The organism is Methylobacterium sp. ARG-1, from assembly GCF_001262595.1.
In the GTDB taxonomy this organism is placed as follows: domain Bacteria; phylum Pseudomonadota; class Alphaproteobacteria; order Rhizobiales; family Beijerinckiaceae; genus Methylobacterium; species Methylobacterium brachiatum.
The window spans coordinates 62,671-80,097 of the sequence record NZ_LHCD01000021.1 but is presented as its reverse complement, the minus strand read 5'-3'; the positions used below and the strand labels follow the sequence as shown (position 1 = coordinate 80,097).

14 protein-coding genes are annotated in these 17,427 nt (G+C 71.1%); 12 read left to right on the top strand and 2 right to left on the bottom strand.

The features are described from left to right. Nucleotides 1-5: 5 nt before the first annotated feature. From AKJ13_RS19045 to AKJ13_RS19005, 9 genes are all read left to right on the top strand, one after another. On the top strand, nucleotides 6-623 hold the full coding sequence (locus AKJ13_RS19045) for a hypothetical protein (RefSeq protein ID WP_050734774.1): 618 nt from the start codon (nucleotides 6-8) through the stop codon (nucleotides 621-623). Continuing rightward, complete coding sequence (locus tag AKJ13_RS19040) at nucleotides 610-999, top strand: transcriptional regulator (RefSeq protein ID WP_050734773.1); 390 nt, start codon at nucleotides 610-612, stop codon at nucleotides 997-999. Before AKJ13_RS19045 ends, AKJ13_RS19040 begins: the two co-directional genes overlap by 14 nt. A 77-nt stretch (nucleotides 1,000-1,076) precedes the next feature. Next, nucleotides 1,077-1,799: a di-trans,poly-cis-decaprenylcistransferase gene (locus AKJ13_RS19035; protein WP_007564642.1), complete on the top strand. Its 723-nt coding sequence runs from the start codon at nucleotides 1,077-1,079 to the stop codon at nucleotides 1,797-1,799. A gap of 51 nt (nucleotides 1,800-1,850) precedes the next feature. Beyond that, complete coding sequence (gene coaBC, locus AKJ13_RS19030) at nucleotides 1,851-3,119, top strand: bifunctional phosphopantothenoylcysteine decarboxylase/phosphopantothenate--cysteine ligase CoaBC (RefSeq protein WP_050734772.1); 1,269 nt, start codon at nucleotides 1,851-1,853, stop codon at nucleotides 3,117-3,119. Nucleotides 3,120-3,751: 632 nt separating this feature from the next. Continuing rightward, a complete protein-coding gene (locus tag AKJ13_RS19025; RefSeq protein ID WP_050734771.1) occupies nucleotides 3,752-4,966 on the top strand; it encodes a carbohydrate porin in 1,215 nt (404 codons plus the stop codon). Between the two features lie 355 nt (nucleotides 4,967-5,321). Continuing rightward, nucleotides 5,322-7,421 (top strand): HAMP domain-containing methyl-accepting chemotaxis protein, encoded by a 2,100-nt coding sequence (locus AKJ13_RS19020; RefSeq protein WP_050734770.1) that lies wholly within the window; start codon nucleotides 5,322-5,324, stop codon nucleotides 7,419-7,421. Nucleotides 7,422-7,515: 94 nt separating this feature from the next. Then, complete coding sequence (locus tag AKJ13_RS19015; protein ID WP_050734769.1) at nucleotides 7,516-7,932, top strand: FKBP-type peptidyl-prolyl cis-trans isomerase; 417 nt, start codon at nucleotides 7,516-7,518, stop codon at nucleotides 7,930-7,932. A 33-nt stretch (nucleotides 7,933-7,965) separates the two neighbouring features. Continuing rightward, nucleotides 7,966-9,336 (top strand): Wadjet anti-phage system protein JetA family protein, encoded by a 1,371-nt coding sequence (locus tag AKJ13_RS19010; RefSeq protein ID WP_050734768.1) that lies wholly within the window; start codon nucleotides 7,966-7,968, stop codon nucleotides 9,334-9,336. Further along, nucleotides 9,329-9,955 (top strand): DUF4194 domain-containing protein, encoded by a 627-nt coding sequence (locus AKJ13_RS19005; protein WP_050734767.1) that lies wholly within the window; start codon nucleotides 9,329-9,331, stop codon nucleotides 9,953-9,955. Before AKJ13_RS19010 ends, AKJ13_RS19005 begins: the two co-directional genes overlap by 8 nt. A 113-nt stretch (nucleotides 9,956-10,068) precedes the next feature. On the opposite strand, the gene AKJ13_RS19000 is transcribed toward AKJ13_RS19005, so the two are convergent. Further along, on the bottom strand, nucleotides 10,069-11,745 hold the full coding sequence (locus tag AKJ13_RS19000) for a HAMP domain-containing methyl-accepting chemotaxis protein (protein WP_050734766.1): 1,677 nt from the start codon (nucleotides 11,743-11,745) through the stop codon (nucleotides 10,069-10,071). Between the two features lie 174 nt (nucleotides 11,746-11,919). Between AKJ13_RS19000 and AKJ13_RS18995 the strand changes: the two genes are divergently transcribed. Continuing rightward, on the top strand, nucleotides 11,920-15,357 hold the full coding sequence (locus tag AKJ13_RS18995; protein ID WP_050734765.1) for an SbcC/MukB-like Walker B domain-containing protein: 3,438 nt from the start codon (nucleotides 11,920-11,922) through the stop codon (nucleotides 15,355-15,357). Between the two features lie 70 nt (nucleotides 15,358-15,427). Here AKJ13_RS18995 and AKJ13_RS18990 read toward each other — a convergent pair whose 3' ends face one another. Further along, complete coding sequence (locus AKJ13_RS18990; RefSeq protein WP_007569315.1) at nucleotides 15,428-15,643, bottom strand: hypothetical protein; 216 nt, start codon at nucleotides 15,641-15,643, stop codon at nucleotides 15,428-15,430. 406 nt (nucleotides 15,644-16,049) lie between these two features. Here AKJ13_RS18990 and AKJ13_RS18985 point away from each other — a divergent pair, with 406 nt between their 5' ends. Then, on the top strand, nucleotides 16,050-17,180 hold the full coding sequence (locus AKJ13_RS18985) for a trypsin-like peptidase domain-containing protein (RefSeq protein WP_050734764.1): 1,131 nt from the start codon (nucleotides 16,050-16,052) through the stop codon (nucleotides 17,178-17,180). After that, complete coding sequence (locus AKJ13_RS18980) at nucleotides 17,177-17,425, top strand: hypothetical protein (protein WP_144426305.1); 249 nt, start codon at nucleotides 17,177-17,179, stop codon at nucleotides 17,423-17,425. Before AKJ13_RS18985 ends, AKJ13_RS18980 begins: the two co-directional genes overlap by 4 nt. Nucleotides 17,426-17,427 lie beyond the last annotated feature (2 nt).

Sequence of the window (17,427 nt, the reverse complement as noted above, 5' to 3'; positions counted from 1 at the left end):
AGCTCATGCAGGATCTGGACAAGGCGTTGGCCGACATCGTGGCGATCCGCTCGCAGATCGCCCGCGACACGGCGTTCCGCGGGTTGGGGGCCGCCACCGTCGCCGGGACGGGCGGCCTGGCGCTGGCCTGCGCGGTCGGCCAGGCCCTCTGGCTCGGCGACCCTTCCGCGCGGCCGGTCCTGTTCTTCGGCCTCTGGATCGCCGCCGCCCTGGTGGCCTTCGCGCTGATCGGGGTCGAGGCGGTCCGGCGCAGCCGCCGGCTCCATTCCGGCCTCGCCGACGCGATGGTGTGGAACGCCATCGAGGTGTTCCTGCCGGCCGCCGGCGCCGGGGCCTGCCTCGCCCTGGTCATCGCCCGCTTCGCGCCGGCCGAGATCTGGATGCTGCCCGGCCTCTGGCAGGTCCTGGTCGGCCTCGGCCTGTTCGCCTCGGCGCGGATCCTGCCCCGGGCGGTCCAGGGGGTCGGCGCCTGGTACCTGCTCACCGGCCTCGCCGCACTCGCCGTCTCGGCCGAGAACCATGCCCTGTCGCCCTGGACCATGGGGCTCCCCTTCGTGGTCGGCCAGATCTGGCTGGCCGGCATCATCCATCGCGGCGCCCGGGCCTTCGATGATGATCTCTGACCGCGACGACGGCCGCTTCTCCTACGAGGGGCTCGACCGGATCATCCACGAGCGGGCCCGGCTCAGCGTGCTGACCTCCCTGGTGGCCCATCCCAAGGGCCTGCCCTTCCCCGACCTCAAGCGCCTGTGCGGGCTGACCGACGGCAATCTCAGCCGGCACCTCGCGGTGCTCAGCGAGGCCGACCTGGTGAGCCTGGAGAAGGGTTTTGCCCTCAACCGCACACAGACAATCTGCCGCATGACGCCAACCGGGCGCAGGCGTTTCATTGGCTATCTCGGCGTGCTCGAGCAGGTCGTTCGCGACGCCGCCTCGGCGGCGGAGCGAAGTCCCGAGGGCGGGGTGCGCGGCCTCGATCCGGCCACGAAACCGGCCTGAGACCGCCGGATCGCGCAGAGATTGTCAACGCAAACCGAATAAACCTCAGCGATACGCCCATGCCGGGAGACTTTACGATGCAAAGCGAAGCGGGGCCGGGGGGGCTGCACGCCGCGATCATCATGGACGGCAACGGGCGCTGGGCGACGCAGCGCGGCCTGCCGCGGCTCGCCGGTCATCATCGCGGCGTCGAGGCAATCCGGCGCACCGCCGAGGCCTGCCCGGATCTCGGCATCGGCACGCTCACGCTCTACGCCTTCTCGGCCGACAACTGGCAGCGGCCGGACGACGAGGTCGGCGGCCTGATGCGCCTGCTGCGCTCCTACCTGCGCAACGAGACCCAGCGGCTCGCGCGCACCGGCACCCGGCTGAGCGTGGTCGGCCGGCGCGACCGCCTGCCCCGGGGGATCCCGGAGGCGATCGCCGCCGCCGAGGAAGCCACGGCAGCCGGCACCCGCCTGCACCTGCGGATCTGCGTCGACTATTCCGCCCGAGACGCGATCATCGCGGCCGCGCAGGCCCTCCAGGGCGCCGACGCCACCCGCGAGAGTTTCGGTGCCCTGGTCGCCGGACAGATGCACGGCTCGCCGGTGGATGTCGATCTCGTGATCCGCACCGGCGGCGAGCAGCGCCTCTCGGACTTCCTGCTCTGGGAGGCGGCCTATGCCGAGCTCCACTTCACCGACCGGATGTGGCCCGATTTTGGCCCGGACGATCTCGCCGCCGCGGTGGCCGACTTCGCCCGCCGGGATCGGCGCTTCGGCGGCCTGAAGACGGCGGCGGTCCCGGCGGCGGCCTGATCCTCCGCGCCCGCTTGACGGGCGCGCCGCCTCAGGCAGAGGCTTCCCGCCATGACCGAGACCCTCGCCCGCCGCCGCATCCTGCTCGTTATCGGCGGCGGCATCGCGGCCTACAAGGCCCTCGACCTGATCCGGCGCCTGCGTGAGCGCGGCGCCAGCGTCTGCCCCGTGCTGACCGCCGGCGCGCAGGAATTCGTCACGCCCCTGGCCGCGGCGGCGCTCGCCGGTGAGCGGGCCCATACCGACCTGTTCGACCGGGCCGAGGAGGCCGATATCGGCCATATCAAGCTGGCCCGGCAGGCGGATGCCGTCGTGGTGGCGCCGGCCACCGCCAACCTGATGGCCCGCATGGCCGGCGGCCACGCGGCCGACCTGGCGACCACGATCCTGCTGGCCACCACCCTGCCGATCCTGATCGCCCCGGCCATGAACGTGCAGATGTGGGCGCATCCGGCGACCCGCCGCAACCGCGCCACCCTGGAGGGCGACGGCGTGCGCCTCGTCGGGCCCAATGCCGGCAAGATGGCCGAGGCGGAGACCGGTCCCGGCCGCATGGCCGAGCCCAACGAGATCGCCGACGCCCTCGAGCGGATGCTGGACGCGACCGGCGCGGAGGCGCCGGGTCTCGGCTTCCTGTCGGGCCGCCCGGGTACGGCGGCGCGCCCGCTCGCCGGCCGGCGTGTGCTCGTGACCTCCGGGCCGACCCACGAGCCGATCGACCCGGTGCGCTACCTCGCCAACCGCTCCTCCGGCCGCCAGGGCCACGCCATCGCGGCCGCCGCCGCCGAGGCCGGCGCGACCGTGACGCTGGTCTCCGGGCCAGTCTCGATCCCCGATCCCGCGGGCGTTCGCGTCGTCCGGGTCGAGACCGCCCGGGAGATGCTGGTCGCCGTCGAGGCGGCCCTGCCCGTCGATATCGCGGTCTTCGCCGCCGCGGTCGCCGACTGGCGGCCGGAGGTCGAGGCCGGCTCGAAGAAGATCAAGAAGGACGGCACCGGCCCGGCGCCGCTGCCCCTGGTCGAGAATCCCGACATCCTGTCCACCGTGTCGCATCTGGAGGCCGGGCGCCCGCCCTTGGTGGTCGGCTTCGCCGCCGAGACCGACACGGTGCTGGACCACGCCCGGGCCAAGATCGCCCGCAAGGGCTGCGACCTGATCGTCGCCAACGACGTGTCCGCCGCGGGCGGCGTTATGGGCGGGACCGACAACATGGTCCACCTGATCCATCGCGACGGCGCGATGGAGACCTGGCCGCGCCTCGGCAAAGATGAGGTCGCGCGCCGGCTCGTCGCGCATTTAGCTGGCATGCTGACGCGCTGAGTCGTCCTCGGAAGCGCCGAACTCACCGATCGCCGCCGATTTCGCCGCGGGTGTTGCTGCGAATCCTCGCTTGTTGCGAGGCTCTTCGAGCTTCGTAAAGCCGGCTGCCGATCGGGGCGGTGCGAGCGATGTCCGATGTGAATGCGGTCGAGGCCTGCATTGTCGCGGGAGAATGATCGTCTCGAATCCCTATCGGCGCGCGCGGGATTCGTATTGATTGAAGAAATTGTATTGAATATCGTTTGTTTGTGCGCACAATCTGCCGATCTTCCCAAATAAGAGTACGACGTCGAATTCTAATGCTGTGTCGATCGAAGATAGGTCAACAGTAAAAGCTTGAAATCTGCTGTTTTACGAGGCTGTAAGCCCGTGGTGCCGAACGGAAAATTGTCGGCTCGGGGGCGTTATGGATCATGAACCGTAGACTTCTTTCGGGATGGGCAGCCGCTTTGCTGGTCATCGGTGCGAGTCCGTGTATCGGACTGGCTCAGGCACAGCCTTCGGCGCCCGAAAACGCGGACGAATCAACGATCATACCGGAGCCGAACGCACCCCAGCGGCTGCCCCTCGATCGGCCATCGACGCCCGCGCCGACTACGCAGCCCGCCGTGGGATCAGCAGATCCGCGGAGCGTGAGCCCGAAATTCGGCCTGCTCGGCAATCTCGGCGGCGTCCGCGATCGGCTCTGGGAGCACGGCATCCTGCTCAACCTAGGTTACGTCTACGAGGGCGCCACGAACGCGGCCGGCGGGGATCGCACGCTGGCGCGCGGGGCCGCACAGTTCACCGCCAAGGGCCTGTTCGACTTCGAGCGGATGTTCGGCCTCGAGGGCGGGTCCGGCGTGGTCACGCTCACCCACCGCCACGGCCGCGACCTGACCCTCGACGCACATCTCGGCACGCAGACCAGCGTCGAGGAGATCTACGGCCGCAGCCGCATCTGGCGGTTGAGCCAGTTCTGGTACGATCAGAAGTTCGGTCCCTGGGTGGACCTGAAGATCGGCCGGATGCCGTCGAGCGACGACTTCGCCGGCTTCGCCTGCGAGTTCCAGCTCAATGCGCTGTGCGGCGCCCCGACTGGCAAGATCGCCGGCAACTACATCTACAACTACCCGGTCAGCCAATGGGCGACCCGCTTGCGGGTCGGTACCGCGGACACCGCCTACGTCCAGGTCGGCGCCTACCAGGTCAATCCGGACAACCTCGTCGACGGCTTCAGCTTCAACGTCAGCAAGGGGACCGGCGCACTGATCCTGTCCGAGGCGGGCTGGTTCCCGAAATTCGGCGGCTTGGGCTATGCGGGCAGCTACAAGATCGGCGGCTGGTATGAGACCAGCGGCGGCAACGACGTCTACCTGAACAACCGGCGCCTGCCCTCCGCCCAGTACGGCGGCGACCCGCTGCACCATGACGGCCGGACCGGCCTGTATGTCGTCGGCGTCCAGGAGGTCTATCGCCCGGATCCCGCCAACACCGTTCGCAACGTCTCGGCCTTCGTCCGGGCCGTCGCCAGCGACCGGGACACGTCGGTGTATTCCGCCCAGGTGACGAGCGGGCTCGTCTACAAGGGCTGGTGCGTGGAGCGGCCGAATGACTGGATCGGGCTCGGCGTCGGCCAGACGACTCCGAATCCCCGGGCGGTCGAGGCCATCGAGCAGCGCAACCTGATCGGTCGAACCAGCCGCCGGATGCCGGCGCAGGAACGCTTCGTCGAGGCCTTCTACAGCATCGCCGTGACCGACAACGTCGTCGTCCGGCCCAACATCCAGTACATCGCCCGACGCGCGACGCCGGAGCACAAGCCCGACGTCGTGGTGTTCGGCCTGACCTCGCTCATCACGTTCTGACCCGTCGCCCCGCGAGCCGCCCGCCGGTTCGCGGGGCGATCGATCCCACGAGGCATCGTCGCGGACCGGACATCCGCAACGCTGGTTTCGTGGGCGAGGTTTCGCGTGTCCCGTCAGCACGATGAACAGTAGCCGGCCGACTTGTGAAGGGAATGGTCGCGTTAAATGGCTTTTGAAAAAAGCAAAGATGGCAAAATTTCTGGCAACAGTCTTATGATTTCCACAAAATACTATAATAAAAGATCGCCAGCCGGGCCGTTCCGATACAGATCAAGCAGGTCGCGTGTCGTAGAGATCGACAAATGCAGTCGTATAAGATATCGCCGCACCATCATCAGGCCATTGGAGTTGTGCGATGAGCCGCCTGCAGAATATTTCGATCCGAACGACGATGAGCGTCGTGTTCTTCGTCTTGGGTCTGATCATTCTCACGTATGCGACCAACGCGCTCATCGCGGCGCGGACGGAGGCGGCTCAGGCCGAGGCCGGCATCTCCCTGGTGCGGGCGAGCCGGGCGCTGCTTCAGACCCTGTACGCGACGCGGCTGGAGCGGGGCGCCAGCCTGCAATTCCTCGCCGCCGACCAACCCCTGGATGCCGACACCCTGTCGGGGCTCTACGCGGAGCGGCAGCGGGCGGTAGCCGGCATCGCCGAGGCGACGGCCCTGGTGGACGACCTGGATCTGCCCTCCGTGAAGGCGACGCTCGGTCCGCTCCAGGCAGCCCGCGAGCGCGTGGAACGTCTCCGCCCCCGGGTCGATGCGGCCCTACGGGTGTCGAAGGCCCAGCGCGACACCGGCACCGTCCCGGAGGCGCAGACGGCCTTCCAGGCCATGCTCGACACCCTGACGGCGACGACCGACGCGGTGGATGCCGCGATCCCGCGCACGGACCTCGTTCTCGAGCGTGATCTCGCCCTCAAGCGTTCGGCTTGGGCGACCCGAATGGCGGTCGGCGCCGTCGCTCTGCGGATCCAGACCTCCCTGTCGGCCGGCACCCCCTGGTCGCCCGCCGAGACCGTAGCAGCCGCCGAGGAGCGCGGACGGCTCGACGCCACGTGGAACGCGGCCACGGAGACCGCTTCCAATCTGTCCGACAAGGTCCGAGCCGCGTTCGAGAAGGCCCGCGCCAACAATTTTGAGGGAGCGCCCCTCGCCCGGCGTCTCGCCGTCTCGAACGCGTTGGCCCGGAACGAGCCGCCGCGGATCACGCTGCAGGAGGCGCGCAAGCTCGACACGCCGGAACAGGCCACCATCGTCGATCTCGCCAACGCCGCCCTCGACGAGATGATCGCACGCGCCGAGACCCTGGCCCAGGAGGCACGCAGCGTCCTGATCCGCAATGTTGCGGCGCTGCTGGTCTCCGGCCTGCTCGTCGCCCTCGCTTTGGTCGCGCTGTTCCGCTTCGTGCTGCAGCCGATCCGGACCATGACCGGGACCATGCAGGCCCTGGCCGACGGGGACGCATCGGTGGAGGTGCCCCTGCGCGACCGCGGCAACGAGATCGGCGCGATGGCGCGGACGGTCCAAGTGTTCAAGGACAATCTGATCCGCGCCCATGCGCTGGAAGAGGAGACTGCCCGGGCGCGGCGCGCCGCCGAGGAGCAGCGCAAGGCCGGTATGCGCCAGATGGCCGAGGCGTTCGAGCAGGCGGTCGGCGGCATCATCGGTCAGGTGTCGTCCTCGGCGACCGAGCTGCAGGTCACCGCCCAGGCGATGACCGCGACCGCCTCGCAGACTGCCAGCCAATCCACCACGGTGGCGGCCGCGGCCGAGCAGGCGGCCAGCAACGTCAACACCGTGGCGGCGGCCGCCGAGGAGCTGGGCGTGTCGGTGCAGGAGATCGGCCGTCAGGTCGACGGGTCCGCAAAGCTGGCTGTGGGTGCCGCTGCCGAGGCCGGGCAGACCGGCGCGTTGGTGCAGGAACTGAGCACGGCGGTCGGCCGGATCGGCGACGTGGTCGGGCTGATCTCGTCGATCGCCGGGCAGACCAACCTGCTGGCGCTCAACGCGACCATCGAGGCGGCCCGGGCCGGGGATGCCGGCCGCGGCTTTGCCGTGGTGGCCTCCGAGGTGAAGGCGCTGGCCGAGCAGACTGCCAGGGCCACCGAGGAGATTTCCGGCCAGATCGCCGGGATCCAGGCCTCGACCGGCGGCGCCGTGACGGCGATCGGCGCGATCACGGCGCGCATCCAGGAGATCAGCGGCGTGGCGACCACCATCGCCGCGGCGGTCGAGCAGCAGGGTGCGGCGACCCAGGAGATCGTGCGCAATGTCGGCCAGGCGGCGGCGGGCACCGGTGAGGTGACGAGCAACATCGCGGGTGTCGCCGGTGCCGCGGACGAGACCGGACGGGCGGCGGGCCAGGTGTTGAGCGCGGCGACCGAGCTGTCGCGGCAATCCGAGCATCTCACCGCCGAGGTCGCCCGCTTCCTCGACACCGTCCGGGCCGCCTGATCGCCCATCGCCCGCCTCCCTGGCCTGGACCGGCCCGAGTCGATAGAAGGCCCCCGACGGCCGGCGCGGACGGCGCCGGCTCCAGGGAGAAACCATGCCTCGCCTGTCCCTCATCGCCGGAGCCGCGTTCATCGCCATGACAGCAGCCGCGAATGCCGAGATCGTCACCCTGCCCTCGGGCCTGAAGTACCAGGACGAGGTCGTGGGCACCGGGCCCGAGCCGAAGGCCGGCCAACAGATCACCGTGCAGTACACGGGCTGGCTCGATGAGGGCGGCAAGAAGGGCAAGAAGTTCGATTCCTCGCGGGACCGGAACCAACCCTTCAGCTTCCCGCTCGGCGCCGGCCAGGTCATCAAGGGCTGGGACCTCGGCGTCGCCACGATGAAGACCGGGGGCAAGCGCACCCTGATCATCCCGCCGGAGCTCGGCTACGGCGCCCGCGGTGCCGGCGGCGTGATCCCGCCGAACGCCACGCTGATCTTCGACGTCGAGCTGCTCGGCGCGAAGTAAGATTTCGGCTGCGCGAGCGCGAGTTCCGAAAACATGCTGTTCGCGCAGCTGCCCGATGAGCTGTTCAAGCCCCTGGCGTCCCCGAGCCGTGGCTTCAACGCCGCCCTGCTGCTACACCTGCACCGGCGCGTCCTCGGGGCGGAGCCAGTGCGCAAGGCCGAGTTGCTGGCTGAGATCGGCGATTTCGCCGCCGGCTGGAGCGACCCCGAAATCCTGGGTGACGAGCCGATCTCGGCCGATCCTGCCGAGCGCCGCAACGCCCTCTACCGCCGGCTCCTGGACACCGGCTGGCTGATCGAGCGCCGAGAGCGCTACGTGCCGGTGGTCGAGTTCGACCCCGAGGCGCGCCTCCTGCTTGAGGAGCTGTCGCGCCTGGAGCGCGGCGAGACCCGCTCGTATGGCGGCGCAGTGCTGGAAGTGCTGGGCGGCCTGGAGAGCGCCGTCTCCGATCCGGCCAACCGCTCCGAGGCCCTATCCAACGCCGCGCGGGCGTCCGCCGCCTTCCTGGCCCATGTCCGTGGCCTCGCCGCCGGCATGCGCAAGGTCGAGGAACGGATCCTACGCGAGCCCGACCGGGCCAAGACCTTCCGGCTGTTCTTCGAGGATTTCGTCGAGCGCCACCTGATCAGCGACTACCGGACGCTGCACACCCGCTTCAACCCGTTCCGGTTCCGGGCCAGCGTGGTCCGCGAGGCCGGCCGGGCCCTGCGCGACGCCCTTACGGTGCGGGCGCTGGCCGAGGGCCTGATCCGCGAGGGCCGCAGCCCCGATCTCGACACCGCCCAGCGGGCGGTCCGGGCGGATCTCGCCCAAATCCTGTCGGTGTTCGAGGGGCTCGACAACCATCTCGACGCGGTCGATGCCGTGGTGGCGCGCCTGGAGCGGCGGATCGGCGCCGCGCTCCACGCCATGGACCGGCCGGACCCGACGGGAATTGAGCGCACCGCCGCGATGCTGCGCGCCGTCGGCGCCGCCGAGGTGGCGCCCGACGTGCCGCCGGTGGTGTCGCTGCTGCGGCCGCCGATCGGCCAGGCCCACCTGCAGACGCCCCGCGCCCGCCGCAGCGCCATCGATGTCGAGCCGCTGCCGGATGTCGATTACGACCCCGCGGTCGACGCCTTCGCCCTCGCCAAGGCCGAGTTCCGCCGCCGGACCACGGTGACGCCGGAGACCATGACCGCCTTCGTCGAGGCGCGGCTCGGCAAGGCCGTGTCGCTGCGCGGCTCGCAGATCACGATCGAGGGGGTCGACGACTTCGTGGTGTTCCAGCGCCTGCGCGAGATCGACGTGCTGTTCGATGCGCGGCTGCGCGACCGCTACGCCGTGGTCCGGCTGCCCGAGCGGCTGGCCAATGGCTGGCTGGATTGCCCGGATTTCGTGTTGGAGCGTCGCGTCGGTGCTTGAGGGGTTTCGCGCGATCATCGACGGCGACGAGCCGCCGCCGCCGGGGGCCCGGGCGCCCGATGCCGAGGAGCTGTGCCGCGCCCTGCAGGTGATGCTCAAGGGCCAGGTGATCTACGCCGACACGCCCGGCATCGGCCGCTCCTACGAGCTCGCCCGGCACTACGCGCCGTTCTTCGCCGACTACTTCGCCTGCCTCGGCTACGCGCTCACGGTCTCGCACCGCGACCAGATGGTCTCGCTGAGCCCGGCCGCGGACGCGCCCCGGCACGACATCGCCTCCGAGCGCCTACGCAAGGATGAGACCCTGGTGCTGCTGGCGCTGCGGCTGCTCTACGAGGAGGGCCTGCGCGACAACCGCGCCGGCACCGACGGGATCGTCGAGTGCACCACCGACGAGATCGTGGAGAAAATCCGCGCGGCGGCGCGCAACGAGCCCCCGGAAGAGGGCCGGCTCGCCGACATCCTGCGCCTCTATGCCCGCCGCGGCGGCCTCAGGATGGGCGAGCGCGACCGGGTCGAGCGGGTGACGCCGCTGTCGCTGCTGCCGGGTCTGGCGGTGCTCGCCTCCGACGCCTGGCTGGAGCGCCTGCGGGCGTGGTCGGAAGCCGGGGAGCTCTGAAACCAGCCCTCTCCGTCATGCTGAGCGCGGCGAAGCAATCCAGGGCGGCGCGCGATCTGAGAAGGTGGCGCTTCTGGGTTGCTTCGCTGCGCTCGCAATGACGGTGTGGTGGGTCAAGCCGCCCGCACGGTCGCCAGGAATTGCGCCACCTCGTCCCCGAGCTGCGCTGCCTGGCGGGCCATCTCGGAGGCGGAGTCGAGCACTTGGCCCGCTGCGTTCCCGGTCGCCTCGGCGGCGCCGGCCACGCCGGTGACGTTGGCGGTCACTGCCTCGGTGCCGGACGCCGCCTGCGTGACGTTGCGGACGATCTCCTGGGTCGCCGCGCCCTGCTGCTCGACCGCCGCCGCGATCGCGGTCGCCATGCCACTGATCTCGCGGATGCGGGTGGCGATGCCGTCGATCGCGCGCACCGCCTTGTCGGTCGAGCCCTGGATCGCGCCGATCTGGGCTGCGATCTCGGCGGTGGCGCGGGCGGTCTGGGCAGCGAGCGCCTTCACCTCGGTGGCGACCACCGCGAAGCCGCGCCCCGCCGCGCCGGCCCGGGCCGCCTCGATCGTGGCGTTGAGCGCCAGCAGGTTGGTCTGGTCGGCGATCGAGGAGATCAGGGTCACGACCTCGCCGACCCGGTGCGCCCCGGCGCTCAGCGCCTGGACCAGCTGCGCGGTCGCGGCCGCCTCGTGGACGGCGGTCTGGGCCAGATCCGCCGAGGACCCGACCTGGCGGCCGATCTCGTCGACCGTGGAGCCGAGCTGCTCGGCCGCCACCGCCACGGTGGTGACGTTGGTGGAGGCCTGCTCGGCCGCCGCGGCGGCGTTGGTCGACTGGCCGGCGGTCTGCGTCGCCGTGGCGCTCAGCCCCTGGGCGGTGGCCTGCAGCCGGGTCGCCGCCGCCGCGACCGAGCCGACGATGCCGCCGATGGCGGTCTCGAACCGGTCGGCGAGCATGTGCGTCGCCTCCCGGCGCTGGGTCTCCGCCTCGGCGCGGGCTCGGGCCGCCTCGGCCTCGAGGGTGCGGGCGTGCAGCAGGTTCTGCCGGAACACCGCGACGGTGGCCGACATGGCGCCGATCTCGTCCCGCCGGGCCGCGTAGGGGATCGCCGTCTGCGTGTCGCCGTCGGCCAGGCGACGCATCGCCCGGGTCATGATGGTGATCGGCCGCGACACCCCGACGAAGCTGTAGAGCGTCGCCCCCAGTGCGATCAGCAGCGTGACGCCCAGCATGATCACGGTCGAGCGGACGGCCTCCGCCTGGCTCCGGCGGGCGTCCCGGCCGGCCTCGTCGCCGGCCTTGATGTTCATCTCGGCCAGCGCGTGCGCGGCTCCCGCGGCGGCGGCGTAATGGCCGTTCATGCTGCCGCGGAAATACGCCATCGCGGGTTCGCGCTGCTCGAGCGTGAAGCCGCGCAGGCGCTCCCAGTCGTAGTGCTGGATCTTGAGCTTGGCGAGCAGGTCGTCGAACAGGGCCTTCTCCTCGGGCGAGGCGATCAGCGCCCGGTAGGCCTCGACCTTGGCGTTCCGCTCCCGAGTGAGCGTGTCGACCTCCTTCACGGTCAGGTGCCGCTCGGTCTCCGCCGCCGCGGTGACGAAGCGGACCTGCGCGAGCCGTGTCCGGATCACCAGGGTCTCGATCGCCTGCGCCTCGTTCATCGACAGAACCGCGTGGTCGAGCAGCGTAGCGAGCTGCCGGTCGAGGGCGATCATCTTATGGATCGCGAATCCCCCCTGAAGCCCGGCGGCCAGGAGGAGCAGGGCGAATAGGCCGCTCAATTTGAGCTTCAGACTGGCGCGCATGATTTTTATCGACCCACCCGGGACGGGAACGATACAGGCGGCGAATTGTCTGACAAGTGGTTGATCGCGTCGGCGGTGACAAGCGGGCGCCGGCAACGCCGAAGCTTGCATGCGCGGCCGAACCCGGCCAACTGAGCCCCGCATCTTCCTGCAGCGGCCCGGCCTCCCGACATCGTGTACGTCCTCACCGATATCGCCATCTCCAATTGGTACCTGATCCGCCGCGAGCAGATCCGCCTGCGGGGCGCCGCCGCCCTGGTGGGACCGACCGGGGCCGGCAAGTCCACGATCTTCGACGCGGTCGGCACGGTGCTGGCCGGCAACAATGCCAGCCGGCTGGCGCTCAACGCCTCGGCCTCCGGGCGCAGCGCCCGCACAGTGCGCGACTATTGCCTGGGCTGGATCAGCGACCCGGCCGAGGGCGGCCGGCCGACGCGCGAATCCTGCGAGACCGTGCTCGCCCTGGTGTTCGAGAACCCGGCCTCGGGCCGCACCGTCACGGTCGGGCTGGCGCTCGCCGCCCGGGCCGTGGAGCCGCGCGAGACCGTGCTGTCGCGCTTCATCGCGGTCGCCCATCGGTTCGAGATCGCCGATTACACCCGCACCGCCCCGGGCGGCAGCTACACGGCGCCGTGGAGCGAGATCGCCGCAGATCTGCGCGCCCGGGCCGCGAGCTTCACCGAATACCGCACCTCCGGCGAGCGCTTCACCGCCGACATCCTGGCGACCCTGCGGGAGGGCGCGCCCTCCCCCGAGCCCCGGCACTTCCTGCGCAGCTTCGCCAACGCGGTGGCGTTCAAGCCGATCTTCGATACCAGCGCCTTCGTGCGCGCCTTCGTGCTCGACCCGGAGCCGCTGGATGTCGAGCGGGTGCGGCTCTCCATCGCCAATTGGCGCCGCCTGCTGGAGACGATCGGCGAGCTGGAGAGCCGGCTCGCCCGTCTGCGCCGCCTGCGCGACCGCTACGATGCCTGGAGCGAGGCGGTGCTGGCCGCCGCGACCCATGATTTGCGGGCGGCTTGCGCCGAATTGCGCCGCCGCAGCCTCGACCTCACCGCGGTGCGGTTGCGGCTGCGCGAGGGCGCCGACACGCTGCGGATCGCCCGGGAGCGCGTCGCGGCGAGCCGCGGGCACGTGCGCGAGATCGACGGCGAGATCGCCGAGAAGAAGGCCCTGCTCGCCGGCAGCGCCGCGGAGGGGCGGCTGGCCGCCTCGACGCTCGGCCTGTCGATGCTGGAGCGGGACCGGAAGGAGCTGGCCGCGCGGGTTTCCGACCTCGTCGGCCTCGTGGGCCAGATGGGCAAGCTCCAGCCGGTCGCCCCGATCCTGCGCCAGGCCTGCCCGCCAGCGGCGCGGCTCGCCGAATCCTGTGCGCGCGCCGGCCTGCGCCGGGAATCCTCGCCCGAAGAGATCCTGCGCCCGGACGGGCCCCTGGCCGAGCTGATCGACGGCCTGGCGCGCCTACCCGAATTCGACGAGGCCCTGGAGCGGGCAGCCGAGGACGCTGCGCTCAAGGCCCGCGCCCAGGAGAGCGAGGCCGAGCGCACCGCACCCCGCACCGGAGGCGGCTCGGCCGCACGCTTGTCCTCCGATACGGTGGCGTTCCGCGGCGAGCTGGAGCGGCGCGGGATCGAGGCGCTGCCGATCTGCGAGCTGGCCGAGATCGTCGATCCGACCTGGGGGCCGGCGCTGGAAGGCCTGCTCGGCCGCGCCCGCGAGGCTTTGGTGGTCTCCCCGGATCGGTTGAGCGAGGCCCTGGGCGTGCTTCAGTCGGGCCGCGACCGGTTCCACCGCTGCATCCTGGTCAAGACCACCGACACCGCCAAGCAGCGGTCGCGCCGCTACGACGACGGGCCGCTCACCGTGATCGAGACGAGCGACCCGCACGCGGAGGCGTTCCTGGGGGTGCGGCTCGGCGGTTACGACCTCGCCCGGGACGATGCCGAACTGGCCCGGCTGTCCCGCGCCGTGGCGCCGAGCGGCCGGACCACCGCCGGCATGGCCTATTCGGTGACCCGCAACGTCGACCTGCTGATGACCCGCGGCCATCGCGGCCCCACGGTCGACAGCCGCCGGGCGCACGAGGCCGCGGTCGCAGAGGCACGGCGCCTGCGCGGGGAGGCCGCGGTCCTGCGCGAGGCCGCCCGCACCGCCGCGGCGGTACGGGCGCGCATCGCCCGTGGCCTCGACGACATCGACGCCCTGCGCAGCGAGCTCGACGGGCTGGAGGGACGGCGGCGCACGCTCCAGACCGAGCGCGAGGGCATCGAGAAGCGCGACAATGCCGGCCTCACCGCCGAGATCGCGGCGCTGACCACCGAACGGGTCGGCTATCTGCGGGAATTGTCCGAAGAGCTAGAGCCGAAGCTCGACCGCTTGCTCGCCGACGAGGCGGCTTTGCGGGCGCGCCTTGGGCCCGTGCGCGAGGCGGCTCGGGCCGCCCTGGCGGCGCGGCGCTCGGCCCTGCGGCAGGTCATGGGCGGCGACGCGGCGCGGGTGCGCCTCGCTCGCTCAGAATCGTTCAGCGTCGGCGTGATCGCGGAGGCACGGGGCGCCCTCGCGGGCCTCGACGCCAAGGCCGCCGGCACGCGGGCTGCGACGGAGCGCGGCCTCGCCCGGGAGGCCGCCGAGGCGGCTCGCTCGCACGGTCGGATCGCCGAGCGCGAGCTGACCGAGGCCTGCTCGGCTTGGCGGGTCGAGAATCCGTTGAATGCCGGCGACGCCCCGGCGATCGACGGCTATGCCTGGGTCCGGCGGGAATACGAGGCCGTTGAGGGCCACGAGCTGCGCCGCTACCGCGCCCAGGCCGAGCGGGCCGAGGTCGAGATGCGCCGGCTCATGACCGAGGATCTGCTGACACGCCTGGCCGACCGGTTCGAGCGGGTCCATGCCCGGCTCGCGGCCCTGAACGAGCGGCTCTCGGTGCGCAGCTTCACCGGCCAGACCTACGCCTTCGAGGCGGCGGTGGACCGCCGCTACGCCGCCGTCCACGCGCTGGCCACCGAGACCGCCCGCTCGCCGGAGGCCGCGCAGGCGCTGCTGGCGGGCGAGACCGAGGGGCCGATGGCGGCGGCTCTGGAGGAGATCACCGCGCTGATCGCCGGCCAGGAGGATGCGGCCCGCCTCGCCGATTACCGCAACTACTTCGTCTACGAGATCGGCATGAAGGACGCGGCCGGCAACCGCACCACCATGTCGGCGCGGGCCCTGCGCGGTTCGGGGGGCGAGGCGCAGGCGCCGTTCTACGTGGCGATCGCGGCCTCGCTCGCCAGCGCCTATTACCCGGGCGACCGGCCCGGCGACGAGAATCCGGGGCTGGGGCTCTGCCTGCTCGACGAGGCGTTCTCGAAGCTCGACGTGCGCAACAGCCAGGCGCTGGTCGATCTCTATCGCGCCTGGGGGCTGCAGCTGCTGATCGCCGCCCCGGAGGACAAGCGCACGACGCTGACCGAGGTGATGGACACCATCGTCACCGTCTACAAGAGCCCGGATCTGACGTCGGTGCGGATCGAGGCCGAGCATCCGCTGGAGGCGGCGCGCCGGGCGCTGCACGCGATCAATCCGGAGCAGGTCGGGATCGAGGGCTACCGCCGCTCGGACGCGGCGGAGTGAGCCGGCGGGGTACCGGGGCGAAGCCTGAGGCCGCCTTCCCCGGTATCCCCGTTGTTCTCGGTATCGCGTCTCAGTTCAGGTAGGTGCGGATCCAGTTCGGGGAGAGGATCTCGCCCTCCTCGGTGATGATCCAGGGCTGCTTGGCCGGATCGGTCAGGGCGCCGGCGGCGGCGGCGATCGCCTCGCGCAGGGTGCCGTACCGCTCGGGCTGAGCCAGCGGAGTGCTCGCCGGGGCCGTGCGCCAGATCGTGAGATCGGCCGGGCGTTCGAGAGCTTCGGTTTCCATGAGTCCTTATCCTTCCGAACCGTTTGGGACCGTTCAGATCCCCACCATCCGGTCGAGCCGGCCTGCTGCGGGGAGTGAAAGGCTGAGCGTCAATGCAAGCATCTCTGCGGCAGCTTTGCGATCAATTTGGGCATTTGAGGCACCAGCATCTAGTCCTAACGCGCAGGAAAAGGTGCGGTACCGTGTTCCATGTCCAAACCGGTCGTGTCTGATCCGCCGTGAACTTGCGAGAATTGTGGCCATCGATAGATGACCATTCCGTTAGCCAATGCGCGGCGGTGTCCAAGGTGCGCCAGAACACGTCAGGAGCACCGTGGCGACCGCCCAGTATCCGTGTTGACGCCCTGATCCTGAACGCGCACTTAAGACCCGCGCCCGCCCCGGGGCCCTGACTGGAGACTCGCCCTTGCCGGACCGTACCGTGCGCATCCTGGCCGCCGCGGTTCTGGTCCTTCTGGCCCTCTACGTCGCGCAGCCCTACCTGCAGCCGCTGCTCTATTCGGCGGACGCGCCGCGGGTGATCGCGGCCCGGGGCGATCTGGCACAGTCCGAACAAACCACCGTGGCGCTGTTCGAGCGGGCGAGCCCCTCCGTGGTCCATGTCTTCGCGCAGAGCGCCGCCACCGGCCGCGACCTGCTCGACCCGGACGACGAGGGCGGCGAGCAGAGCGGCACCCAGACCGGGACCGGCTTCGTCTGGGACGGCGCCGGCCACGTCGTGACCAACACCCATGTCGTGCAGAACGCCGCGCGCTCGGGCGGCTCGGTCTCCGTGCGGTTGAGCGACGGCGAGGTCGTGTCCGCGACCCTGGTCGGGCTGGCGCCGTCCTACGACCTGGCGGTCCTCCGGCTCGGGCGCGTGACCAAGATGCCGCCGCCGCTGGCGATCGGATCGTCGGAGGATCTTAAGGTCGGCCAGTCGACCTTCGCGATCGGCAACCCGTTCGGCCTCGACCACACGCTCACCACCGGCGTGATCAGCGCCGTGCGCCGACGGATGCCAACCAGCGCCGGGCGGGAATTGTCCGGCGTCATCCAGACCGATGCGGCGATCAACCCCGGCAATTCTGGCGGCCCGCTGCTCGATTCCGCCGGCCGGCTGATCGGCGTCAACACCGCGATCGTGTCGCCCTCTGGGGCCAGCGCCGGGATCGGGTTCGCGATCCCCGTCGACGTGGTCAACCGCGTCGTCCCGGAGCTGATCCGGGTCGGCCGGGTGCGCAATCCCGGCATTGGCATCATCGCCGCCCAGGAGGCGGCCTCAGCGCGCCTCGGGATCGACGGCGTGGTCGTGCTGCGGGTCCTGCCCGGCTCCCCGGCCGCGCAGGCGGGCTTGCGCGGCGTCGATCCGCAGACCGGCGACATCGGCGACGTGATCGTCGGCGCGAACGACCGGCCGGTCCATCGTCTCGCCGACCTCACGGCGGCGATCGCGGAGGCCGGGCTGGGCGCGCCCGTGACCCTCAAGGTCGAGCGCGACGGCCGGATCCGGGAGATCCGGATCACAACCGCAGAGGTTGCGGAGAACCGCCGGTGAGACGCCTCGCGTTCTTCGCTCTCGCCTGGCTGATGGCCGCCGTCGCCGCGGCCGCCGAGCACCCGGTGCGCGCGCGCCTCTGCCCGGAGGACCTGCCCGAGGGCGTGCGCCTGCCGCCGCGGCCCGGATGCGACGCGGCGGCTCCCAAGCCGACCCCGGCCCGGCGCGGCTTCTACGACCTCGGCGGCGGCACGACGGTTCAGATCGGTGGCCGCGTCGGCGCCGAGTTCGGCGCGCGGCGATAATT